We start from the raw sequence: 21,852 nt of genomic DNA, 5'->3' as shown, positions 1-21,852 counted from the left end.
CCCCCAAAACGGTGAAACCATTGGGGATGGAAATTCACTTCAAATCATGGGCCGAGTCGGCCTCTCGTTTGGTTGCTGTCGCTGCGGGGCGTGACGGTGCTGATCTTGTTATTTGTGGCGGTAAGCTGGTCAATGTGCAGACCCGCGAAGTCTTGGACTGGCAAGTTGCTGTCGCTGCCGGCCGCTTTGCTTATGTGGGCCCCGATGCCAGCCATTGTATTGGCCCTGATACCCGTGTGATTGAGGCCGAGGGTCGCTATCTGATCCCCGGTCTGTGCGATGGCCATATGCATATTGAAAGCGGCATGCTGACCCCGGCTGAGTTTGCTGCTGCTGTCATCCCCCATGGCACCACTACCATGTTCACCGATCCGCATGAGATCGCTAATGTCCTCGGTCTGGATGGTGTGCGCATGATGCATGATGAGGCGCTGATGCAGCCGATCAATATCTATACGCAGATGCCGTCCTGTGCGCCCTCTGCCCCCGGGTTGGAGACGACCGGGTTTGAGATCTCTGCGGAGGACGTGGCCGAGGCGATGGCTTGGCCGGGGATTATCGGCTTGGGCGAGATGATGAACTTTCCCGGTGTGATTAATGGTGATCCCCAGATGCTGGCCGAGATGGCCGCGACCATGAATGCGGGCAAGACTGTGGGTGGGCATTATGCGAGCCCCGACAAGGGTATTCCGTTTAGTGCCTATGTCGCGGGTGGTGCCGCTGACGATCATGAGGGCACCGCTGAGGCGGATGCCATTGCCCGCGTTCGCAATGGGATGCGGTCGATGATGCGGTTGGGCTCGGCCTGGTATGATGTGGAAAGCCAGATTACCGCCGTTACCGAAAAGGGGCTGGATCCGCGCAACTTTATCCTGTGCACGGATGATTGCATGGCCGGGACCTTGGTCAATGACGGGCATATGAACCGCGTCGTGCGCCATGCGATTGACTGCGGGTGTGATCCGCTGGTGGCGTTGCAGATGGCGACGATTAACACGGCCACGCATTTCGGGTTAGAGCGAGAGTTAGGGTCTATTACGCCGGGGCGGCGGGCGGATATGATCCTGACCTCGGACCTGAAGACCCTGCCGATTGAGCATGTCATTGCGCGCGGGCAGACTGTGGCGATGGATGGTCAGATCACGGTGGATTGTCCGCATTTCGACTGGCCTGAGGATGCGCGCAAAACAGTGCGCATGGGTAAGGTGCTGACCGAGGATGATTTTGCGATTGCTGCACCGGCGGGCGCAAATTCGGTCAAAGCCAAGGTGATTGGCGTTGTCGAAAATCAGGCCCCGACACAGGCGTTGACCGCTGAACTGCCAGTCGTGGATGGGATCGTTGCGGGCAAGGATGATACATATCAGATCGCATTGGTGGAACGGCACCGCGCAACGGGCGATGTGACCAATGGGTTCGTCTCGGGATTTGGGTATCAGGGCCGGATGGCCATGGCTTCAACCGTGGCGCATGACAGTCATCACATGATTGTTGTGGGAACCGACCGGGCGATGATGGCGGCCGCAGCGAACCGGCTGGGTGAGGTTGGTGGCGGGGTGACTGTCTGGAAAGACGGCGCAGAGCTGGCGCTGGTGGAACTGCCCATCGCCGGCCTGATGTCGGACAGCCCCGCAGCCGAGGTTGCAGCAAAAGCTGACCAGATGGTCCGCGCGATGGAGGCTTGCGGCTGCACGCTGAACAACGCTTATATGCAGCATTCATTGTTGGCGCTGGTTGTCATTCCGTCGTTGCGCATCTCTGATCTTGGCTTGGTCGACGTGGACAAATTCGAATTGACGGAACTTTTTGAGGAAAACGCATGAACATGGCGCAACAGGTGAGCATCGAAACACCGGATATTCCGCAGCCTGAGGCTTTCACGGATGCGAAGAACGCTGTGGAGCGGCTGCAGGAACTGTACAGCGCGGCGGTCACTTTTCTGTCTACCAATTTTGCGAAGGCTTTGGTGGAGGGTCAGCCTGCGACCCGGGTGCGCGCCTTTTACCCCGAGATCCGCCTGACCACGACCACATATGCCAAGACGGATACACGCCTGTCGTTTGGCCATGTGGCGGAACCGGGCACTTATGCCACGACCATCACCCGCCCTGATCTGTTTGCGTCCTATCTGGAGCAGCAGATCGCTTTGTTGATCAAAAGCCATGGTATGCCTGTGATCATTGGCGCGTCAGACACGGTGATGCCGGTGCATTTCGCTGCCGCGAACGATCCGGGGCTTACCGTCCCGCAGGATGGATCGATGGAATTCAGCCTGCGCGACAGTTTTGATGTGCCCGATTTGACCACCACGCATGACAACATCGTCAATGGCGAAGGCTTTACCTATCCTGATGGTGCCCGCCCCTTGGCCCCGTTTACCGCCCAGCGCGTGGATTATTCCTTGGCCCGCCTTGCCCATTACACGGCGACCGCGGCTGAGCATTTCCAGAACCATGTGTTGTTCACCAACTACCAGTTCTATGTGGAAGAATTTGAAACCTACGCCCGCCACATGCTTGCGGACCCGCAAAGCGGCTATACCGCGTTTGTTGGTCCCGGCAATGTTGAAATCACTGATGCCGATGCGCCCATGCCGGTCCCGGCGAAACTGCCGCAAATGCCGACCTATCATCTCAAGCGCGCCTGCGGTGGCGGAATTACCTTGGTGAATATCGGCGTTGGTCCTTCGAATGCCAAGACGGCCACGGATCATATTGCCGTGCTGCGTCCGCACGCCTGGTTGATGGTTGGCCATTGCGCGGGTCTGCGCAATTCCCAGCGGCTCGGGGATTTCGTGTTGGCCCATGCCTATTTGCGCGAAGATCACGTTTTGGATGATGACCTGCCGGTTTGGGTGCCAATCCCTGCGCTCGCGGAAATCCAAATCGCGCTGGAAACGGCTGTGGCGGATGTGACCGAGCTGGAAGGCTATGAGCTAAAACGGATCATGCGCACCGGCACTGTTGCCACGATCGATAACCGCAATTGGGAACTGCGCGAACAGGCTGGACCTGTGCAGCGCCTCTCGCAGTCCCGTGCGATTGCGCTGGATATGGAAAGCGCCACGATTGCGGCAAACGGATTTCGATTTCGCGTCCCCTATGGAACACTGCTTTGTGTCTCGGACAAGCCGCTACATGGCGAGCTGAAACTGCCTGGGATGGCCTCGGAATTCTACAAAACACAGGTTGCTGCCCATCTGATGATTGGAATCCGTGCTATGGAAAGGCTGCGCGATATGCCGCTGGAGCGCATTCACAGCCGGAAATTGCGGAGTTTTGAAGAGACGGCCTTCCTTTGAGGTTGTAAAAACACAAAAAAGCGCCTTTTTCCCTTGTAAACCTACACTAATCGTTGTGGTGTACCACTACATACCGTTATATGAGCGGGCAAAGTGCCCCATAGGTGGGGCGAACGAGGGAGACCAGTAAAATGGCGACAAAACCAATGACAAAAGCGCAGCTGGTTGCTGCACTAGCCGAAGAAACAGGCATGGACAAGAAGGCCGCAGGCTCTGCGCTGGACGCCGTGACTGGCATCATCACCAAAGAAGTTTCCGGCGGTGGCGCCGTGACTTTGCCTGGTGTTGGCAAGATCTACTGCCGTGAGCGCCCAGAGCGTATGGTGCGCAACCCTGCCACCGGCGAGCAGATCAAGAAAGAAGCTGACAAGGTTGTCAAAATGACAATCGCCAAAGCGCTGAAAGATAGCGTCAACGGCTAAGCGTTGTTTTTGGCGCTTGCGCCAAATCGCGAGTTTTCGAAGGGTCACCGATTTGGTGACCCTTTTTTTGCGTCGAAATGCGGCGGCCCCTATGTTCGGAGCCCACGCCAAAGTGACCGGCTGTCACATTGTAGGGGGCTGACAAAACACGTGCAATCCGCGCAAATAACGTCATGGATTTCTTTTTTGGATATCTTGCCGGGCTGCTGACCTTGATCAACCCATGCGTCCTGCCGGTCTTGCCTATCGTCTTGGCAACCGCATTGCAGGCCGGACGTGCTGGACCGCTTATTTTAGCGGCCGGTATGAGCCTGTCATTTGTGATCGTCGGGATGACCGTTGCGGTTTTCGGCCGTAGCCTGGGCGTTGATGATGTCATGATAGCCCGCGCTGGTGCGGCCATTATGGTGCTGTTTGGGTTGGTCTTGCTGATCCCGCAATTTTCGACCCGCTTTACAGCCGTGACAGCAGGCATGTCTGCCCGGGCTGACGCGCGGATGGATGACGTCAACCGCGACGGTCTTTCGGGGCAATTTGTGGGCGGCGCATTGCTGGGCGCCGTTTGGGTGCCCTGTGTCGGCCCGACGCTGGGCGGCGCGATTGCGCTGGCCTCGTCGGGGGAGAGCCTCTGGCTGGCTGCGGGCACGATGCTTAGCTTCGCGCTGGGGATTTCGACGATCATTATTGTGCTTGCCTATGGCGCGCAAAATGCCATCCGACGGCGCCGCGATTGGCTGCGCGCCATTTCGGGGCGCGTTCGTACAATCACCGGAGTGATCTTTATCGGGCTCGGAATTGCCCTGCTTCTGAACCTGCACCGTTATGCCGAAATCTGGTTGCTCGACCATTTGCCATTCTGGCTACAGGATCTGTCGGTCCGTTTTTGAACAAGGAGAAATATGATGAAACGTCGTGAATTCATTACATCTACCGCCGCACTTGCTGTGTTGCCTACGATCAGCCTGGCCTCTGAAACGCTGGAATATACGCCCGGCCTGGTCAAGGAACGCCTGGCTGCTGGAGACATCGTTTTCCTTGATTTCAAAGCCAGCTGGTGCACCACCTGCCGCGCCCAAGAACGCGTGATCGGAAATTTACGCAGTGAAAACCCAGCCTATGATGAAGCTATCACTTTCATCAATGTCGATTGGGATGAATATGGCCGCAGCGAACTGGCACGTGACTTGAACATCCCCCGACGGTCAACATTGGTGGTGATGAAGGGCGATCAAGAGCTCGGGCGCGTTGTTGCACGTACATCAACGGCAGATATTCAGGCGCTTATGGATACAGCGCTTAATGCGACCTCGTAGAGGTCCCGGATCGAGTCCGGGACGCGGTCGCACTTAGCCGATTTGCCCGCGTCTACCGCCCGTTTGTCCCCGGTCGAGCAATAGGTGATCAAGAATCACGCAGGCCATCATAGCCTCGCCTACCGGCACGGCCCGAATGCCGACGCAAGGATCATGGCGGCCTTTGGTCACCACCTCGGTGGCGCTGCCATCCATGCGGATTGATTTGCGCGGACTCAGGATTGACGACGTGGGCTTTACCGCAAAGCGCACAACAATATCCTGCCCCGTGCTGATCCCACCCAAGATGCCGCCTGCATGATTTGAGCTGTATTCTGGCCCGTCTTGCCCCATGAAAATCTCATCCGCGTTATCGCGCCCTGTCAGCGCTGCCGCGGCCATGCCTTCGCCGATTTCTACACCTTTGACCGCGTTGATCGACATCATCGCCGCAGCCAAATCCGTATCAAGCTTGCCATATATCGGCGCCCCAATACCAGCCGGCACACCGCGCGCCACAACCTCAATGATAGCCCCGACCGAATTATGGTCATCCTTGCGGAGCCAGCCAAGGTAATCATTCCATTCTTCTGCCGCCTGCGCATCGGGGCAGAAAAAGTCGTTTTGATCAATCTGCGCCCAGTCCAAACGGGTCCGATCAATCTGCTTTGCACCCATCTGGGTCATGTAACCCTTGATCTGGACGTTCGGCACAATGGCTTTGATCGCCTCGCGTGCTACTCCGCCAGCCGCAACCCGCGACGCGGTTTCGCGGGCCGAGGACCGCCCGCCGCCGCGATAATCCCGAAGACCATATTTTTGGTGATAGGTTATATCGGCATGGCCCGGACGGAATGTGTTGGCGATATCGCCGTAATCCTTCGAACGCTGATCCGTGTTCTGGATCATCAGTTGGATCGGCGTTCCGGTTGTTTGCCCCTCAAAAACGCCGGACAGAATATTAACGGCATCAGGCTCATTCCGCTGGGTCGTATTCTTGTTCAACCCCGGGCGGCGCTTGTCCATCCACTGCTGGATCATCGACGCTTCCAGCGGGACACCCGGCGGACAGCCGTCGACCGTAGCCCCGAGGGCAGGCCCGTGGCTTTCGCCCCATGTGGTGAAACGAAAAAGGTGGCCGAAGCTGTTCAGTGACATAAGAGTGCCTTAGTATTGATCAGCCATCGGTTACAGCAAACCCTGATCGTATTCAATCAAGCTTGGAACCGCCGAATGTTTTGTCATTCGCGAAAGTTGTGCAAAGCTAGAGCGATTAACAACGGGGAGTATAAAAATGACTACCGAAACGAGTGGTGGCACAGGGATGTCACTGACAATGAAGATCATGATCGCGATGGGCCTTGGTATCGTCGTTGGCGTGATTTTCAACATGATAGGCAGTGAATTTGTAAACAATCATGTTGTTGCGGGCTTGTTTGCAATGATCGGCACGATGTTTGTCAACGCATTGAAAATGCTTGTCGTGCCCCTGGTCTTTTTCTCATTGCTAGGCGGGGTCACAGGTATTGGTGATGTCCGCGTTTTGGGCCGTGTCGGCACAAAATCGTTCTTTTTGTATCTTGGGACCACGGCCATGGCGATTACCGTTGCCATCGTTTTGGCCTCGTTGATTGGTCCCGGTAAGGGCTTTGACATGCAGGGAATCGATACAACCGGCGTCACCGGGCGTGAAGCGCCAACTGTTTGGTCTGTGTTTGCAAATATCGTTCCAACCAACCCGATTGCTGCATTTGCCAATGGCGAGATGCTGCAGGTGATCTTTTACACGGTCATTCTGGGCATTGCTGTGCTGATGCTGGGCGCTAAGTCCGAAGACTTTGTCAAAGGCTGCGAGTACATGAATGAGCTGATGATGAAGGTTGTACAGATCGTCATGCATTTCGCCCCATATGGTGTGTTCTGCCTGATCGCCAAGACCTTCGCAGAGCAAGGGATCGGTCTGTTCATGCCGGTGATGGGCTATGTCATCACACTGGTCGCCGCGCTGATGATCCACTTGTTCGTCACGTTGCCGGGGATGCTCAAAGTATTGGCGGGTCTGAACCCGATCACCTTCATGCGTAAGATGCGTCCGGCGCAGCTTTTTGCTTTTTCAACGGCAAGTTCGAACGCCACTATCCCAGTGACCTACAGATCGGTGACCGAGCGGGTCGGTGTGAACGATTCAGTTGCGTCATTCTGCATTCCTTTCGGTGCCACCATCAACATGGATGGAACGGCGATTATGCAGGGTGTTGCAACAGTGTTCCTGGCAAATGTCTATGGGATTGACCTGGGTCTTGCTGGCTATATGACCGTGATTGGCATGGCTGTGTTGGCCTCAATCGGGACCGCAGGTGTACCGGGTGTTGGTTTGGTCATGTTGACCATGGTCCTGAGCCAGGTCGGCCTGCCGATCGAGGGTATCGCCATCATCTTGGGCGTTGACCGTCTGATGGATATGATCCGAACAGCCGTGAATATCACGGGTGATGCGGTTGTCACATCGATCGTCGCCAAGGGCGAAGGCAAGATCGATCTTGAAGTCTTCAATGATCCAAACGCGGGCGTCGTCCACGATGACGATGTTGAAATGCCCCACGGGGCAGTCGCCTAAACCCAAAAAAGGGCCGCTGCTGCAGCGGCCCTTTTCATTTCCCTCTTCAACCCGTATTCACAGCGTACCTCGGGGGGCCAATCTGGCTGAGATGCATCATGCGGACCCGTTGAACCTGAACCGGTTAAGACCGGCGGAGGGAAGGTTAGCCTAAACGCTATCCCCAAATCCGTCCGTCGCATTTGGAGGATATGATGACCAAAACCACCTATCTGCCAGCTGTTGCGGGACTTGCCCTTTGCGCCACTGGCGCTTTGGCCGAGACCCCGGTGCTGCAAGTCATGACCTATGACAGTTTCGTCAGCGATTGGGGCCCCGGCCCGGCTGTTGAAGCTGCGTTTGAAGAAACCTGTAACTGCGATCTGCAATTCATTGGCGCTGGTGATGGCGCCGCACTGCTGGCACGGCTGCAGCTTGAAGGGCCGCGTACCGAAGCGGATATCGTTCTGGGACTTGATACCAATCTGACGGCAGCAGCCCGCGAAACCGGGTTATTCGCACCGCATGGCGTTGATGTCGATTTTGACCTGCCTATCGCATGGGACGACGCTGAATTCCTTCCCTTCGATTGGGGCTATTTTGCATTTGTGGGAAATACAGGGGCACCAGCGCCCACATCGCTGCGCGCCCTCGCCGATAGTGAGACAAAGATCGTCATCCAGGACCCGCGCTCATCCACCCCAGGCCTGGGACTGTTGATGTGGGTGAAAGCAGCCTACGGCGATCAGGCCGATACGATCTGGGCTGATCTGGCGGACAATATTGTTACCGTCACCCCCGGCTGGTCTGAGGCTTATGGCATGTTCCTTGATGGCGAAGCGGATGCGGTTTTGTCCTACACAACCTCGCCCGCCTATCACCTGATTGCAGAGGATGACGACAGCAAACGCGCATGGGCCTTTGACGAAGGTCACTACATGCAGGTTGAGGTCGCAGGCAAAGTTGCCGGAACCGACCAGCCTGAACTAGCTGATCAATTCCTGGCATTCATGGTGTCTGACGGTTTCCAAAGCGTCATTCCAACGACAAACTGGATGTATCCGGCCGTCACCCCAACAGATGGGCTGCCCGCCGGGTTCGACACGTTGCTGACACCTGCAAAGGCGCTGCTATTCTCGCCCGAGGAAGCTGCTGCAGGGCGAGACGCGGCATTGGATGAATGGCGCGCCGCGCTTTCGCAATAGCGCCGCGATGGCCCTGCGCGGCTGCGGTGGTGCTGGTGCTGATCCTGACAATTGGCACACTCGGTGCGGTCGCCTTCCGCGCCGAGTGGTCCGGCGGCCTGTCTTCAGCTGATTGGGCCGCGATCCGTTTTACAGTGCTGCAGGCCCTTGCTTCTGCTTTGATCAGTGTCGTGCTGGCTATTCCAGTAGCCCGGGCATTGGCCCGACGTCAGTTTCCCGGACGGCAGGTATTGATCACGTTGCTTGGCGCCCCGTTTCTATTGCCCGTCATCGTCGCGGTTCTGGGGCTGTTGGCTGTTTTTGGCCGTGAGGGCCTTTTGAATACGTTACTTGTGGCTGTGGGCCTTTCCCCGATTTCGATATTTGGGTTTCACGGTGTGGTTCTAGCCCATGTGTTCTTTAACCTGCCGCTTGCCATTCGGCTGATTTTGCAAGGGTGGCTCTCCATTCCCGCAGAACGGTTTCGGCTGGCCGCGACGCTGGATGTGTCGGTGACAGGGCTGTTGGAGATCCCCATGCTGCGCAGTGTCCTGCCCAGCGCATTTTTGGTGATCTTCCTGATCTGCCTGACAAGTTTCGCAGTTGCGTTGACCCTTGGCGGTGGCCCCCGCGCAACAACGGTTGAACTGGCAATCTATCAGGCATTGCGCTTTGACTTTGATCTTAACCGTGCGGCATTGCTGGCTTGTATCCAATTTTTCATCTGTGTGATTGCCGCTGTGTTTGCATGGCGGGTAAGTGCGCTTGGCACGATGGGGGCCGGGCTTGACCGGGTTGTGCAGCGCTGGGACTTGTCCCGCGCATGGCTAGATTATCTGATGATTGCGGCTTCGGCCCTTTTTCTATTGGTGCCGCTGGGGATGATTGTACTACGCGGCCTACCTGGATTGCTCGAACTTCCTGCATCCGTATGGCCCGCTGCGCTGCGTTCGGTCGTCGTCGCGATCGGGTCTTCTGCATTATGTGTCACTATGGCGCTGAGCCTTGCGTTGCGGGGCGGCGCAATGGTGGCCGTCATCGGGGTCTTGCCGCTTGCCGCATCAGGGCTGGTGGTCGGAACCGGTGCTTTCTTGATTGTCTTTCCGTTCATCCGTCCTGCGGATGTCGCCCTGCCAGTGACGATGCTGGTCAACGCGACGCTGGCACTGCCCTTCGCGCTACGCGCCATTGCCCCCGCAGTTGCGCAATGCACGGTCGATTTTGGCCGCCTCGGCGCATCTTTAAACCTGACCGGATGGGCCTGGGTGCGACTTGTCGTCATTCCACGCGTGCGGCGCCCTTTGGGGTTCGCCGCTGGCTTGGCGGCAGCTTTATCCATGGGTGATCTGGGTGTGATCACACTCTTTGCTGGACAGTCCGAGGAAACGTTGCCCCTGGCGATGTATCGCTTGATGGGGGCTTACCGAATGGAGGCAGCCGCAGGTGCCGCTTTGATTTTGCTGGCGCTAAGCCTGGCCTTGTTCTGGATTTGTGATCGCGGAGGACGCGTAAATGCTGACATGTGACGATCTGAGACTAAGGCAAGGCGAATTTACACTTCGCGCGGATTTGGATTTTGCGCCGGGCAAGGTGACAGCTTTAATCGGCCCCTCCGGCGCAGGTAAATCGACCCTGCTGGCGGCCTTGGCTGGTTTCCTTACCCCCGTTGCTGGTCGGGTGGTCTGGGAGGGACGTGACATTCACCAAGACCCGCCCGGGCAACGGCCGATGAGCATTCTTTTTCAAGATAATAACCTGTTTCCACACCTGACCATCGGCCAGAATGTCGGATTGGCGCTGACCGCAGGCTTGCGACTATCGACCGACCAGAAACGGGCCGTCACAGATGTGCTGGTTCGTGTCGGGCTTGACGGGTTTGCCGACCGTAAACCTGGAGCATTGTCTGGCGGGCAACAAAGCCGCGCCGCGCTTGCCCGCATCTTGCTTGGCGACAGACCAGTCACATTGCTGGACGAACCTTTCGCAGCGCTTGGACCGGGTCTAAAAGACGAAATGCTTGATCTGGTCCAGCATCTGCTGGCGGCCACCGGCAAGACCGTCATTATGGTCACTCACCATCCAGCGGATGCTCAGCGTATTGCAGATGATGTGGCGCTGGTTGCGGACGGTTTCGTGCAGCCTCCAAGCCCGACGGCTGATCTGTTTGCCAATCCACCGGAGGCTTTCATCACGTATCTTGGACAAAAGTCGACCAATCAGCCCAACGAAAAAGGCCCGCGTTAAACGCGGGCCTTTGGGTCAAAAACCATTGGTTTTAGTCTTTGTGCTTATGCGGCGCCCAAAGACGCTTGTTTGTCAGATATAGCAGCACAGACAGGACGACCAGGAACAGGAAGCCAGTCAAGCCAGCCTGCTGGCGTGCCATCATTTTCGGTTCTGCCGTCCACATCAGGAATGCGGCCACATCCTCAGCCACATGTTCCAGATCGGTTGAATGGCCGTCCGCATAGACAACATCATCCCCATAGAGCGGAGGCGCCATCGAAATCCAGCTGCCTGGGACCATATGGTGCCCGTGGTCATCGATACAAGAGTCCGGGAAACCGCCTGCCGCAAACGCGACGTTATAGTAGCCATCCATAGGCTCGTCTTCTGGGGCGCATTCAGGCTCATCATGGTAACCAGTCAGCAGCGAGGCGATATATTCTGCGCCGCCCATACCTTTGACAAACTGGTTGATCCCGGTCCCGTGGGGGCCGTGGAAACCGGCGCGTGCCTTGGCCATCAGGCTAAGGTCCGGCGCATTGGACAGGCTGGACGATGGGAATTTATCAGCTGGGGTCGCCAGACGAAAATCGCCTTCGCCGTCAAACAGGCTTTGATCGAACACTTCGTAGAATTCGGCGTAGGCCCGCATCTGATCCTCAGGCAGGCCCGGCCCACCGTCATCGGACAAAGTACGGAATGCTACCAGCTCGAGCCCGTGACAGGCCGCGCAGATTTCTGTGTAAACCTGCAAGCCGCGCTGCAGCTGCATCTGGTCAAAGCTACCAAACGGACCTTCGAAGGAGAACGCGAAATCATGGATTTCGGTTTCGATCTCTGCGGCCATGACCGGTCCTGTGAACAGGGCCAGCGTTGTCGCAGCTGTGAGAGTGAACTTACGGAACATGAGTATCGTCCTTTCTCACTCGGCCGGCTTGGCAATGGGTGCAGCCCCGTCGCCCTTCGGCGCGTAGTGCGCGTTGAAGTCTTCTTCGATGGTCGCCGGCGGCGTATCAGGTTTTTCCAAAACACCCAGCAATGGCAGGATCACCAGGAAGTAGGCAAACCAGTAAGCCGAGGCGATCAGCGAAATCCAATCATACGGGAATTCAGCCGGGCGCGCGCCAACCCACATCAAAACCATAAAGTCGATAGCCAGCAGCCAGAACCACCATTTGAACGCTGGCCGATACCGACCCGAGCGGACTGTTGATGTATCGAGCCATGGGGCGAGCGCCATAACGGCAATCGCACCAAACATCGCCAGGACCCCAAAGAACTTCGCATCAATGATCCCGAAGCTCAGGAACTGTACGATCTGCACGACCCAGACATCAGCCGTGAAGGCGCGCAGGATGGCGTAGAAAGGCAAGAAATACCATTCAGGTACGATATGCGATGGTGTCGCCAGCGGGTTCGCTGGAATGTAGTTATCTGGGTGGCCCAGATAGTTCGGCATGAAACCAACAATCGCAACAAAGACGGTCAGGATCACGGCAAGCGCAAACAGGTCCTTGATCACGAAATAGGGCCAGAATGGCAGCGTATCCTTGGCCGCTTCCTCTTTCGAGCCGCGACGGACCTCAACACCAGTTGGGTTGTTGTTCCCGGTCGTATGGAACGCCCAAACATGCACGATCGTCAGACCCAGCAAAACAAAAGGCAGCAGATAATGCAGCGAGAAGAACCGGTTCAGCGCTGGTTGGCCAACCGCATTCGCCCCGAGCAGCCATGTCTGGATGCTTTCACCCACGAACGGGATCGCACCAAACAGGCCTGTGATCACGGCTGTCCCGTGGAAAGACATTTGCCCCCAAGGCAGCACATAGCCCATAAAGGCCGTTCCCATCATCAGCAGATACATCAGCATCCCGACGATCCACGTCACCTCGCGCGGGGCTTTATAGGAGCCATAGTAAAGCGACCGGAACATATGCGCATAAACCGCGACAAAGAACAGTGACGCGCCATTCATATGGAAGTAACGGATCATATGTCCGCCGTTCACGTCACGCATGATATGCTCGACCGACGCAAAGGCCATATCGACATGCGGTACGTAATGCATCACAAGAACGATGCCGGTCGCAATTTGCAACACCAGCGTAAAGACCAGAACGATCCCCCAAATCCACATCCAATTCAGGTTCTTGGGAGTGGGGATCATCAATGTGTCATAAAGCAACCCGACGATTGGAAGGCGCGATTGCAGCCACTTTTCGCCGCTCGTCTTGGGTTCATAATGGTCGTGGGGAATACCGCCCATGGCTTTCTCTCCTTAACCGAGTTCGATTGTCGTGCCGTCGACGAACGCGGCGGGTGGAACAGGCAGATTGCTTGGCGCAGGACCTTTGCGGATCCGGCCAGCGAGATCATAGTGCGAGCCGTGGCAAGGGCAGAACCAGCCGCCAAAATCACCAGCACCGTCGCCAAGCGGCACACAGCCAAGATGCGTGCAGACGCCCATTTGTACGATCCAGGCCCCTGCCCCTTCACCTTCGGGCGATGGAACGGTCCGGTTCTCGTCCGTTGCCAGTGCCGCAGCATCAATATTATCGTTGCGTGCATTTTTGTCGGGGAAACTATCAAAATCCGCGTCTTGTGCCGCGGCTTCCTGGATCTCAGCGCCTGTCCGGTGCCGGATAAAGACCGGCTTACCTTGCCACAATACTGTCAGCTGCGTGCCAGGGGCGACATCTGCAACATCAACGCGGATCGAGGCCAAAGCCAAAACGTCTGCTGATGGGTTCATTTGGTTGACCAGCGGCCAGACTGCTGCACCTGTTACAACAACGCCCGCACTGGCGGTTGCGTAATAGATAAAGTCGCGGCGTGTGCCCTGGTGGTCGTCTGCGTATGACACTGGGTGCATCTCCGATTCTTTAGTTGGGCAAACGGCCCATACGAAACTCGGACAAATGCTGCCACTTGCCCGTTCTGCCGCTGTTTAGCCATCAAAACCAGCCACGTCCAGCGGACAATCGGGCGCAGGCCCGTCTTATAGACTCACTTGACGCAAAAGCACCAAGAGTTGGTTAACACCTTCCCAGAATCGGATTTCGAGCGGAAACGTAAAATCACCCGGATACAGAACACCGCGCGTCACAATCATGATCCAAAATCCGCCGAGCCTATCGGCAAGATTCCGCAAATTTCCCTTAAAACTCGGACATTTGTGACAGTGGCGACACAGATTGCGGGATTCGCTTAAGCCTCACTTAATGTTTTATTGTCAGCATAAGAGCGTCCCTATACGCCAAAGATACCACTCTCGCTTCGGGAACCCCGCCTTATGAATCGTGCTGCCGCACTCATATGCTGTCTAACTTTTGCCCCCGCATCGGCTTTCGCCGAGGTGGAGCTTAGTTTTTATGGCGGCGTACAATCTGCGCCATCGTCTGATATCACGATTCGCGGCGATGATGTGATCGCAGATGATGATTTCACCCAGGATTGGGAAGGTCGGTCTGGCGAGGCACCGATTTACTACGGGATTCGCGCCACCCGCTGGCAATCGCAAAGCTTTGGTTACGGGCTCGATTTCGCGCATAACAAGGTCTACCCGGAAAATGACGACCTGCCAGCCGGGTATGACGTACTGGAATTCACCGATGGTCTGAACACATTGACTGTCAATGCGTATCGCCGCTGGAATGATGCCTTCGGGGACGTAACGCCTTATGTTGGCGGCGGGCTAGGGTTTGCACTGCCGCATGTTGAGGTGACCAATGGATCGTCAGAGACATTCGGTTACCAGTTAACCGGCCCTGCCGCGACGGTGATTGCAGGCGCTTCTTACGATATCAACGACCAATGGTCCGTATTTGGTGAGTATAAAGGTACTTTTTCCTCGAATACGGCTGATCTGGAAACAGGTGGAACGCTGGAAACGGATATCGTGACCAACGCCGTAAATGTCGGCGTTAGCTTTAACTTCTGATCACCTGTTCAGATCGGTCTAGGCCGCAGTTGCAACCATACTTTCACGCTTCGAAAACGCCGCGTGCCAGGCGGCCAGTTCCGCGTTCCCATTGCGCCACTGCCGCGCGTCATGCCGCAGATCGACATAAGACAGCGCACAGGCTGCTCCAATCTGACCCATATTTAATGGACCTGACAGATGGCTCATCCAGCGGTCATTCAGGGCAGAGATCGCGCGATTTACCTTATTCCACTGGGCTTCGACCCAATCGGCTGACTGCGCCTCTTCTGGGCGAAATCGAGCCTCATATGTCATACTAACCGCCGCCTCCATAATCGCGTCCGCCGTCGCCTCAAGCGCCAAAATGTCCCAAATGCGCGCTTCTGGATAAAGCGATGCATCCGCGTAATCGTTCAAGAATCGCGTGATGACTCGGCTGTCATAAAGCGCTGGACCAGTTGTGCGGATCAAGGTCGGTATCTTTGCAATCGGGTTCGCCGCGACAAGCGCAGCGTCAGATGCCAATGGAGACGTGCTTGTTTCCACTTCTTGGACCTGCCCAAGCAACCCGGTTTCGCGCAGCAGCACACGCACCTTGCGAACAAACGGGGATGCGGGCGAAATCAGCAATTGCATGATAAAATCCTTAGATTTGTGATGGGGGGAAAATAACTGGCTTCTGCCCGGGAACCCATGGTGGGTATTTCGTCATAATCGCCGTAAACTGCTCTGAAGCTAGAAAACGATCAAGCCAAGCGGTCAGCGGCCCGAGCCCTTGGCGATCAAACCATGCACGGTCCGTATTTGCGAATTGACGCACGAACGGCAGGATGGCCATGTCCGCAAGCTTTGGGTCTACGTCCATCAGATAGGGCCTCTCGTGCAACCGGTCGTTCAAATCTGACAGAAATACCATAGCTTTGTCGCGCTCTTCGGCGATATCAAGATCAGGAAAACGGACCGCATATTTGGTGTGATCCAACGCCTGTTTAAACGGGCCGTCACAAGTATCGATCAGAGCATCCCCCTCAGGCGGCATGTCTAGCCAACCCAGCGGATCACTTTTTGACAGCGCCCACATCATGATATCCCGGCTTTCCTCAACAACCGTATCGGCGCAAAGCACAGGCACGGTTCCCTTGGGAGAGGTATCCAAGAAAGCCTTTGGTTTCTCCCGCAAAAGAATTTCGCGCAGCTCAACCTGCAAACCACTGGCCGCTATCGCAAGCCGGGCGCGCATCGCATAGGGGCAACGCCGAAATGACCAAAGATGTGGAAGACGGGCCATGGCGCCTACGCCACCAATTGATCATTTTCATGCCCGGATATCACGGCCTGAACGATCTGACTTTCGGGTTGGTCATCACCAAAGCGCACCTCAGCAAACTGCTCCGTCCGGCCCATGCGAGGGTTTTCCATCAAGACCTGATGCGTTTTCCCGATCTGAGCCTGCAAATGCTGTGCCATTTTCCGATGCCCGGCCGCGCGCAAAGCGGCCGCGCGTGTCTTGATTATCGGTCCGTGGACCTGCGGCATCCGCGCGGCGGGCGTACCGGGGCGCGGCGAGTAGGGGAACACGTGCAGCCACGTCAAGTTGCAATCGTCCACCAAAGCAAGCGAATTTGCGAACATCGCGTCCGTCTCGGTCGGGAACCCGGCGATAATGTCTGCCCCAAAGGTCATTTCCGGCCGGAGCGCCAGCGCGTCTTGGCAGAACCGAATGGCGTCATCGCGCAAATGCCGCCGCTTCATCCTTTTCAGGATCAGATCATCACCATGCTGCAAAGACAAATGCAGATGCGGCATCAAACGTGGTTCGGTCGCGATCGCTTGCATCAGATTTTCGTCAACTTCAATACTATCGATTGAGCTGATCCGCAGCCTTGGCAGGTCCGGCACCAGCTTGAGGATACGCATAACAAGATCGCCCAGCTTGGGTGCTGCAGGCAAATCTGCGCCCCAGCTGGTCAAGTCAACACCCGTTAAAACAACCTCATTGTATCCGCTGCCGACAAGGCGCTTGATCTGATCGACGACGACCCCTGCGGGAACTGATCGTGAATTTCCGCGACCATAAGGGATAATGCAAAAGGTGCAGCGATGATCGCAGCCGTTTTGAACCTGAACATAGGCCCGGCTGCGGGTCCCAAAACCATCGATCAGGTGACCTGCCGTTTCGGTCACGGACATAATGTCATCTACCTGCACCGGCTCGGTCGCGCCGATCAGGTCGGGCGTCATGCCCTGCCAGGTGGCCGGATCCATCTTTTCGGTATTGCCGATGACAATATCAACCTCTGCCATCGCGGCAAAAGTCTCGGGCTCCGTTTGGGCGGCACATCCGGTGACAATCAGCTTTGCATCGGGGTTATCGCGGCGTAACTTACGAATATCCTGGCGCGCCTTACGCACTGCCTCAGACGTGACGGCACAGGTGTTCACAATAACAGCATCCGTGACACCCGCAGCACTGGCCAAATCCTTCATGGCCTCGGCCTCGTAGGCGTTCAAGCGGCATCCGTGATTAGAAAAGACAGGAGGCTTTGTTGTCATGACAGCCGCCATTTGCCATCAAAGACATGCGCTGTGGGGCCAGTCATCCAAACCCCATCATCGCGCCAGGAAATCGCGATTTGTCCGCCATCGAGATCAATCTTGACATCACGCCCCGCCAAACCACGCCGAACCGCCGCCACCGCCGTCGCACAAGATGATGAGCCAGAGGCAAGCGTAACACCCACCCCGCGCTCCCAAACGCGCATGCGGAGATGATCTGGACCGATCTGACTGGCGAATTGCACGTTGGTACGTTCGGGGAACAAGGGGTGATGCTCTATCTCCGCCCCCCGCGCCTCAAGGTCGACCGCCTCAGCATCCGCCACAAAGAACGTGCAATGCGGATTGCCCATACCGGTGGCCGTGGGCGCGCCCTCAATAGGCAGCGTCAGGGTATCCATGTCATGCGCCAATGGAACGTCCTGCCAATCGATCATGGGCCGGCCCATATTGACCGAAGTTAAGCCACCACCGGCATCTACCGCATGCAGCAGACCGCGTTCGGTCTGTATCCGCAAGGAAACGCTACCGCTTTCTTGCATCAGATACCGCGCGATACAGCGGGTGGCGTTGCCACATGCGGCAGCTTGCGATCCATCACTATTCCAAAAGGTAAGACGCACATCAGCCTGATCGGTCGGCGACAGGACCGCAAGCTGATCAAAACCAACCCCGCGATGACGGTCGGCGATAGCAATGGCCAAGGCAGAATCAACGCGAGGGGGCGATTCCCTCTCGTCCACGACAACAAAGTCATTGCCCAGCCCATGCATCTTCATGAAGGGCAGATATGTCTCATCGTTCAAAGCCATAGCGGGCATATAGACAATGCAATCAGACATATCCAGCCATGTCGACTTTTGGGGGTTGACCGCGACGCCCTGCCTTTCTAAGTAGCCCCCCACGTGGGCCGTTAGCTCAGTTGGTAGAGCAACTGACTTTTAATCAGTAGGTCGATGGTTCGAACCCATCACGGCTCACCATTTTCCTCCATGTAAGATGACACTTGGTTTGTCTCTTTTGACAAAAGTGTTTCGCTTTTTCGTTTGAATATTAACTCTTTGCTACGAGTAGCTAGGTTTTGTGTTGGCGAGATGCCGCCTCCTTGATTGCTAGCGGCCCATTGCGGACTTTGGCCAACTTACGACAATTCTGCGAGCGCAGCCCGCATAGCGGACCTTCGCTGCAACCACGAAATCTCCAGACCATTCGACAACTGGTTCCGCAACCCACGCTCTGGTTCACTCTTTAGGCAGAGACCAGGGCATGATCAGCTTTTGGACGAGGCCCACGCTTTGGAACAAGACCAGCGACATCGCGACGAGCAATGTGAGACCGGCCCAAGCCTCTGGCAGGCGGAACATGGATGTTGAAAACTGGATGAAGTATCCGATGCCTGCATCCGCTGCGACGAATTCGGCCACGACGGCCCCGATGACAGCAAGCGTGATGGAAATTTGCAACCCGGAGAAGATGTAAGGCGTCGCAAAAGGCAGGCGGATCTGTGTGATCTCGCGGTACGCAGGCGCGCGCAGGGATCTGGACAGTTCGATCAGTTCCGGCGGCGTCGCCCGCAGCCCCGTTGTCATGGAAACCACCAGCGGGAAGAATGCGATCAGGAAGGTGATCAGCACACGCGGCGCGTCATCGGTGCCCAGCACCACGATGATGATGGGGGCGACAGCGACGACGGGCACGGATTGGATGACAACCAAAAGCGGATAGAACGCCAGCGCCATGAATTCCGACTTTGCAAGGCCCACGGCGATGGGCAACGACACAACGATTGCGACGACATACCCGATCAAGGCCACACGCAGGGTCGCCCAGATATGTTCCATCCAGCGGGCAAAGGGGACTGCGTCAAAGCCGCCGATGATGCGTGACGGGCCGGGCAGGATATAGGTCGGGATGGCGAACAGCCATGTGGAGGCTTCCCACACAATCAACAGAATGGCGAAGGTCAGTGCAGGCAACAAGCCGGGCGTGCGCATCAAGCGGGCCATCAGAGGGTCTTGGGTTGGGAGGGACATCAGACGGTCTCCTTTGCGATCAACAGATCGCGTAGCTCGGTGGCGAGGTCTTGGATTTCTGTGGCACGCAAGGTGTGTTCATCACGCGGACGCCCCAGCGGCACCTTGTAGTCTGCAATGATTTTGCCGGGCCGCGCGCTCATCACCAGAATACGGTCGGCAAGCAGTAAGGCTTCGGGGATGGAGTGTGTGATAAACAGGACCGTCTTTGGGCTGGATTGCCAAAGATCAAGCAGTTCGTAGCCCATTTGATCACGGGTCAGGGCGTCAAGCGCCGAGAACGGTTCATCCATCAACAGGATATCGGGGTTGCGAAACAGGGCCCGTGCAATGCCGACCCGTTGTTGCATCCCGCCTGAAAGCTCTCGCGGGAGCCGTTTTTCAAAACCCGCCAGGCCGACCTTGGCAATCACATCTTGCGCAACCTCACGGTCTTGTTTGCTGATGCGCCCCCGCATGTGTTTGGCGGGAAAGGCGACGTTGTCTTCGACATTGGCCCAGGGCAAAAGTGTTGCTTGCTGGAACACGATCCCGACGTCATCGCGGGGCTGTGTGACTGGCATATCGAACACGCTGACGGTGCCTTCGGTGGGTTTCACAAGCCCCGCAGTGAGCCGCAGAAGCGTTGATTTTCCGCAGCCCGAAGGCCCAAGGACGGCCACAAATTCATGGCGCTTGATTGCTACGTCCACCCCAGACAGCGCCGTCAGAGGCCCTGTCCGGGTTGCGAAGGTCTGCCCAACGTCGGCAAAGGTGATGGCATCAGGAGCACGGACCATTGGTTTTACTCCGCCGCAACAAACGACCGGTCGATCACCGTTTCGGGGTCAAAAGCGGCTGGGTCCAGGTCTTGGGCGGCGGCGACGCGCGTCCATGTTTTTGCCACGCGGTCTGCATCAAATGAGCCAAGGGGGAAGGCCTCGGTGATCTCGTTGAAGGCCAAGACGGACGAGTCCATCCACGCCGCCTCGACCATGGCCGCATCCAGTTCGGGGACAATCGCTGCAACAGCCGCGCCCGTCGCCGCCGGATTCGCATTGGCGAATTCCAAAGACTGCGTGAAGGCTGCGACAAACCGACGAGCGACATCGGGGCGTTCTTCCAAGAAGGTATCATTGGCGATCAGCGCCGCTGAATAGAGCTCAAGCCCCGCATCGGACCATGGCAGAATGATCAGCTCCTTGCCTGCCTCCGCGGCTTGGGCTTCAAAGATCGACACGTTGGTCAGCCATGCGATGATCGCATCGGTGCGGCCCGTCATCAACAGGGGGCCAAGCGCGCCGGGGTCGGCGTTGGTCAGCTCAATCGCGTCCTCCGTCAGGCCGTTGTCGGCCAACACCAGCGGCAGATAGACGTTGGATGAGGTGAATGGCGACGTCGCGACCGATTTGCCTTCGATGTCCGTGAAGCTCTCAATGCCGTTGCCTGCCAAGGTGTAGAACGCATGGGGGCCGGTGTTGAAGATCGACATGATCGCCGTGGCGGGCACCTCTTCCGTAGCCGCAGCGGCCATCAGTGCACCGATATCGGCGCTGCCAATGTCCGACGTGCCTGTCGCGATCTTGGTGATCGCTTCTGTTGAGCCGCGACCTGGCACGATTTCTACTTCGATCCCTGCATCGGCACAAAAACCTTCTTCGATGCAGACATAGATCGGGGACTTGTCGCCGCCGGGCAGCCAGTCGAGCTGGTAGGTCACAACGTCTTGTGCTGTCGCCATCGTGGCAGCGCCGGCTGCGAAAAGGGCTGGTACGAGTGTGCTAATGATCTGTTTTCTCATGATGTTTCCTTCATGGTTGGGAGGATTGGGGGATCACCAAAAGTCTTTGTGTGATCGTGCAATGTCTTCTTCGAGTTCGGGGATGGGGCCTTCGACAGTGACGTCGCGCTGGCCTGCGGCCAGAACCTCTCGGCAGGGCAGCGACATCGTCAGGTTTTCTTCGTTGTCACCCGTGAGCACGGCGAGGCGTTCTTCGGTCATGCCGTAAACCAGCCTGCCAATGCCCGCCCAATAGGTGCCGCCAGCACACATGCTGCAGGGTTCGACCGAGGTGTAGAGCGTGCAGGTCGCAAGGAAATCCGGCGTGAATTGCGCGGCGGCGGCGCGGGCGACGTTCAGCTCTGCGTGCCCCGTGCCCCCATCGGTGCTGTGGGTGTTTCCGCTTGAGAGGAGGATCTTGCCATCTGCATCCGCCAAAAGCGCGCCAAAGGGATGGTTGCCCGTTTCACGGGACTGATCGGCCAGACAGATGGTTTCTTGTAGCAATTCTAAATCACGGGGGGTCATCGGGCTCTTTCGGTATTTGGGTGGTTACACCGA

At 56.9% G+C, this 21,852-nt stretch carries 22 protein-coding genes, 1 tRNA gene and 1 riboswitch; of the genes, 11 read left to right on the top strand and 12 right to left on the bottom strand.

Going from position 1 to position 21,852, the window contains the following annotated elements; all coding sequences use genetic code 11:
- The first annotated feature begins 26 nt into the window (after window positions 1-26).
- From ade to AABB29_RS09490, 5 genes are all read left to right on the top strand, one after another.
- Window positions 27-1,823 carry an adenine deaminase gene (gene ade, locus AABB29_RS09510; RefSeq protein ID WP_341367149.1) on the top strand — a complete coding sequence of 599 codons (1,797 nt, stop codon included), beginning with the start codon at window positions 27-29 and terminating at the stop codon, window positions 1,821-1,823.
- Window positions 1,820-3,301: an AMP nucleosidase gene (locus AABB29_RS09505; protein WP_341367150.1), complete on the top strand. Its 1,482-nt coding sequence runs from the start codon at window positions 1,820-1,822 to the stop codon at window positions 3,299-3,301. Before ade ends, AABB29_RS09505 begins: the two co-directional genes overlap by 4 nt.
- Window positions 3,302-3,432: 131 nt before the next feature.
- Window positions 3,433-3,723 carry an HU family DNA-binding protein gene (locus AABB29_RS09500; protein WP_341367151.1) on the top strand — a complete coding sequence of 97 codons (291 nt, stop codon included), beginning with the start codon at window positions 3,433-3,435 and terminating at the stop codon, window positions 3,721-3,723.
- A 173-nt stretch (window positions 3,724-3,896) separates the two neighbouring features.
- On the top strand, window positions 3,897-4,610 hold the full coding sequence (locus AABB29_RS09495) for a cytochrome c biogenesis CcdA family protein (RefSeq protein ID WP_341367152.1): 714 nt from the start codon (window positions 3,897-3,899) through the stop codon (window positions 4,608-4,610).
- Between the two features lie 12 nt (window positions 4,611-4,622).
- Window positions 4,623-5,036 (top strand): thioredoxin family protein, encoded by a 414-nt coding sequence (locus AABB29_RS09490; protein WP_373636891.1) that lies wholly within the window; start codon window positions 4,623-4,625, stop codon window positions 5,034-5,036.
- A 33-nt stretch (window positions 5,037-5,069) separates the two neighbouring features.
- On the opposite strand, the gene aroC is transcribed toward AABB29_RS09490, so the two are convergent.
- A complete protein-coding gene (gene aroC, locus AABB29_RS09485; protein ID WP_341367154.1) occupies window positions 5,070-6,173 on the bottom strand; it encodes a chorismate synthase in 1,104 nt (367 codons plus the stop codon).
- Between the two features lie 136 nt (window positions 6,174-6,309).
- Between aroC and AABB29_RS09480 the strand changes: the two genes are divergently transcribed.
- The 4 genes from AABB29_RS09480 to AABB29_RS09465 all read left to right on the top strand — a co-directional run bounded on the left by AABB29_RS09480 (window position 6,310) and on the right by AABB29_RS09465 (window position 11,039).
- Window positions 6,310-7,632, top strand: coding sequence for a dicarboxylate/amino acid:cation symporter (locus AABB29_RS09480; RefSeq protein ID WP_341367155.1), 1,323 nt, complete (start codon window positions 6,310-6,312; stop codon window positions 7,630-7,632).
- 60 nt (window positions 7,633-7,692) lie between these two features.
- Window positions 7,693-7,791: riboswitch (TPP riboswitch) on the top strand.
- A gap of 35 nt (window positions 7,792-7,826) precedes the next feature.
- Window positions 7,827-8,816 (top strand): thiamine ABC transporter substrate binding subunit, encoded by a 990-nt coding sequence (gene thiB, locus AABB29_RS09475; RefSeq protein ID WP_341369109.1) that lies wholly within the window; start codon window positions 7,827-7,829, stop codon window positions 8,814-8,816.
- On the top strand, window positions 8,792-10,321 hold the full coding sequence (locus AABB29_RS09470; RefSeq protein WP_341367156.1) for a thiamine/thiamine pyrophosphate ABC transporter permease ThiP: 1,530 nt from the start codon (window positions 8,792-8,794) through the stop codon (window positions 10,319-10,321). The genes thiB and AABB29_RS09470 overlap by 25 nt, the downstream gene beginning before the upstream one ends.
- Entirely contained in the window at window positions 10,308-11,039 is a 732-nt protein-coding gene (locus tag AABB29_RS09465) for an ATP-binding cassette domain-containing protein (RefSeq protein ID WP_341367157.1), read from the top strand. Before AABB29_RS09470 ends, AABB29_RS09465 begins: the two co-directional genes overlap by 14 nt.
- Before the next feature lie 31 nt (window positions 11,040-11,070).
- Here the strand turns inward: AABB29_RS09465 and AABB29_RS09460 are convergent, their stop codons facing one another.
- The 3 genes from AABB29_RS09460 to petA are packed head-to-tail and all read right to left on the bottom strand — an operon-like array spanning window position 11,071 to window position 13,884.
- Window positions 11,071-11,928, bottom strand: a complete 858-nt coding sequence (locus AABB29_RS09460; protein ID WP_341367158.1) for a cytochrome c1 — start codon at window positions 11,926-11,928, stop codon at window positions 11,071-11,073.
- Between the two features lie 15 nt (window positions 11,929-11,943).
- A complete protein-coding gene (locus AABB29_RS09455) occupies window positions 11,944-13,287 on the bottom strand; it encodes a cytochrome b N-terminal domain-containing protein (RefSeq protein WP_341367159.1) in 1,344 nt (447 codons plus the stop codon).
- Window positions 13,288-13,299: 12 nt separating this feature from the next.
- Window positions 13,300-13,884 (bottom strand): ubiquinol-cytochrome c reductase iron-sulfur subunit, encoded by a 585-nt coding sequence (gene petA, locus AABB29_RS09450; RefSeq protein WP_341367160.1) that lies wholly within the window; start codon window positions 13,882-13,884, stop codon window positions 13,300-13,302.
- 429 nt (window positions 13,885-14,313) lie between these two features.
- Between petA and AABB29_RS09445 the strand changes: the two genes are divergently transcribed.
- Window positions 14,314-14,961, top strand: coding sequence for an outer membrane beta-barrel protein (locus AABB29_RS09445; protein WP_341367161.1), 648 nt, complete (start codon window positions 14,314-14,316; stop codon window positions 14,959-14,961).
- Between the two features lie 18 nt (window positions 14,962-14,979).
- Here the strand turns inward: AABB29_RS09445 and AABB29_RS09440 are convergent, their stop codons facing one another.
- Genes AABB29_RS09440 through dapF form a run of 4 tightly spaced genes read right to left on the bottom strand, consistent with a single transcriptional unit; the run spans window position 14,980 to window position 18,320 of the window.
- Window positions 14,980-15,579 (bottom strand): glutathione S-transferase, encoded by a 600-nt coding sequence (locus tag AABB29_RS09440; protein ID WP_341367162.1) that lies wholly within the window; start codon window positions 15,577-15,579, stop codon window positions 14,980-14,982.
- 10 nt (window positions 15,580-15,589) lie between these two features.
- Window positions 15,590-16,231 (bottom strand): glutathione S-transferase, encoded by a 642-nt coding sequence (locus tag AABB29_RS09435; RefSeq protein ID WP_341367163.1) that lies wholly within the window; start codon window positions 16,229-16,231, stop codon window positions 15,590-15,592.
- A gap of 5 nt (window positions 16,232-16,236) precedes the next feature.
- Window positions 16,237-17,508 (bottom strand): tRNA (N(6)-L-threonylcarbamoyladenosine(37)-C(2))-methylthiotransferase MtaB, encoded by a 1,272-nt coding sequence (gene mtaB, locus AABB29_RS09430; RefSeq protein ID WP_341367164.1) that lies wholly within the window; start codon window positions 17,506-17,508, stop codon window positions 16,237-16,239.
- Window positions 17,493-18,320, bottom strand: a complete 828-nt coding sequence (gene dapF / locus AABB29_RS09425; RefSeq protein WP_341369110.1) for a diaminopimelate epimerase — start codon at window positions 18,318-18,320, stop codon at window positions 17,493-17,495. Before dapF ends, mtaB begins: the two co-directional genes overlap by 16 nt.
- An 86-nt stretch (window positions 18,321-18,406) precedes the next feature.
- Here dapF and AABB29_RS09420 point away from each other — a divergent pair.
- Window positions 18,407-18,482: transfer RNA gene (locus tag AABB29_RS09420), tRNA-Lys, on the top strand.
- A gap of 258 nt (window positions 18,483-18,740) precedes the next feature.
- On the opposite strand, the gene AABB29_RS09415 is transcribed toward AABB29_RS09420, so the two are convergent.
- The 4 genes from AABB29_RS09415 to AABB29_RS09400 are packed head-to-tail and all read right to left on the bottom strand — an operon-like array spanning window position 18,741 to window position 21,819.
- On the bottom strand, window positions 18,741-19,532 hold the full coding sequence (locus AABB29_RS09415; RefSeq protein ID WP_341367165.1) for an ABC transporter permease: 792 nt from the start codon (window positions 19,530-19,532) through the stop codon (window positions 18,741-18,743).
- Window positions 19,532-20,311, bottom strand: a complete 780-nt coding sequence (locus tag AABB29_RS09410; RefSeq protein WP_341367166.1) for an ABC transporter ATP-binding protein — start codon at window positions 20,309-20,311, stop codon at window positions 19,532-19,534. Before AABB29_RS09410 ends, AABB29_RS09415 begins: the two co-directional genes overlap by 1 nt.
- 5 nt (window positions 20,312-20,316) lie before the next feature.
- Window positions 20,317-21,312, bottom strand: coding sequence for an ABC transporter substrate-binding protein (locus AABB29_RS09405; RefSeq protein ID WP_373636890.1), 996 nt, complete (start codon window positions 21,310-21,312; stop codon window positions 20,317-20,319).
- A gap of 33 nt (window positions 21,313-21,345) precedes the next feature.
- Window positions 21,346-21,819, bottom strand: a complete 474-nt coding sequence (locus AABB29_RS09400) for a nucleoside deaminase (protein ID WP_341367168.1) — start codon at window positions 21,817-21,819, stop codon at window positions 21,346-21,348.
- Window positions 21,820-21,852 lie beyond the last annotated feature (33 nt).

This window comes from Yoonia sp. BS5-3, from assembly GCF_038069655.2.
GTDB classification, from domain to species: domain Bacteria; phylum Pseudomonadota; class Alphaproteobacteria; order Rhodobacterales; family Rhodobacteraceae; genus Yoonia; species Yoonia phaeophyticola.
This window is presented reverse-complemented; position numbering and strand designations above follow the sequence as displayed.

Bases quoted from the DNA above. Each gene is read 5' to 3' on its own strand.
- ade (WP_341367149.1), top strand. From the start codon at position 27: ATGGAAATTCACTTCAAATCATGGGCCGAGTCGGCCTCTCGTTTGGTT.
- AABB29_RS09505 (WP_341367150.1), top strand. From the start codon at position 1,820: ATGAACATGGCGCAACAGGTGAGCATCGAAACACCGGATATTCCGCAG.
- AABB29_RS09500 (WP_341367151.1), top strand. From the start codon at position 3,433: ATGGCGACAAAACCAATGACAAAAGCGCAGCTGGTTGCTGCACTAGCC.
- AABB29_RS09495 (WP_341367152.1), top strand. From the start codon at position 3,897: ATGGATTTCTTTTTTGGATATCTTGCCGGGCTGCTGACCTTGATCAAC.
- AABB29_RS09490 (WP_373636891.1), top strand. From the start codon at position 4,623: ATGATGAAACGTCGTGAATTCATTACATCTACCGCCGCACTTGCTGTG.
- aroC (WP_341367154.1), bottom strand. From the start codon at position 6,173: ATGTCACTGAACAGCTTCGGCCACCTTTTTCGTTTCACCACATGGGGC.
- AABB29_RS09480 (WP_341367155.1), top strand. From the start codon at position 6,310: ATGACTACCGAAACGAGTGGTGGCACAGGGATGTCACTGACAATGAAG.
- thiB (WP_341369109.1), top strand. From the start codon at position 7,827: ATGACCAAAACCACCTATCTGCCAGCTGTTGCGGGACTTGCCCTTTGC.
- AABB29_RS09470 (WP_341367156.1), top strand. From the start codon at position 8,792: ATGGCGCGCCGCGCTTTCGCAATAGCGCCGCGATGGCCCTGCGCGGCT.
- AABB29_RS09465 (WP_341367157.1), top strand. From the start codon at position 10,308: ATGCTGACATGTGACGATCTGAGACTAAGGCAAGGCGAATTTACACTT.
- AABB29_RS09460 (WP_341367158.1), bottom strand. From the start codon at position 11,928: ATGTTCCGTAAGTTCACTCTCACAGCTGCGACAACGCTGGCCCTGTTC.
- AABB29_RS09455 (WP_341367159.1), bottom strand. From the start codon at position 13,287: ATGGGCGGTATTCCCCACGACCATTATGAACCCAAGACGAGCGGCGAA.
- AABB29_RS09445 (WP_341367161.1), top strand. From the start codon at position 14,314: ATGAATCGTGCTGCCGCACTCATATGCTGTCTAACTTTTGCCCCCGCA.
- AABB29_RS09440 (WP_341367162.1), bottom strand. From the start codon at position 15,579: ATGCAATTGCTGATTTCGCCCGCATCCCCGTTTGTTCGCAAGGTGCGT.
- AABB29_RS09435 (WP_341367163.1), bottom strand. From the start codon at position 16,231: ATGGCCCGTCTTCCACATCTTTGGTCATTTCGGCGTTGCCCCTATGCG.
- mtaB (WP_341367164.1), bottom strand. From the start codon at position 17,508: ATGGCGGCTGTCATGACAACAAAGCCTCCTGTCTTTTCTAATCACGGA.
- dapF (WP_341369110.1), bottom strand. From the start codon at position 18,320: ATGCCCGCTATGGCTTTGAACGATGAGACATATCTGCCCTTCATGAAG.
- AABB29_RS09415 (WP_341367165.1), bottom strand. From the start codon at position 19,532: ATGTCCCTCCCAACCCAAGACCCTCTGATGGCCCGCTTGATGCGCACG.
- AABB29_RS09410 (WP_341367166.1), bottom strand. From the start codon at position 20,311: ATGGTCCGTGCTCCTGATGCCATCACCTTTGCCGACGTTGGGCAGACC.
- AABB29_RS09405 (WP_373636890.1), bottom strand. From the start codon at position 21,312: ATGAGAAAACAGATCATTAGCACACTCGTACCAGCCCTTTTCGCAGCC.
- AABB29_RS09400 (WP_341367168.1), bottom strand. From the start codon at position 21,819: ATGACCCCCCGTGATTTAGAATTGCTACAAGAAACCATCTGTCTGGCC.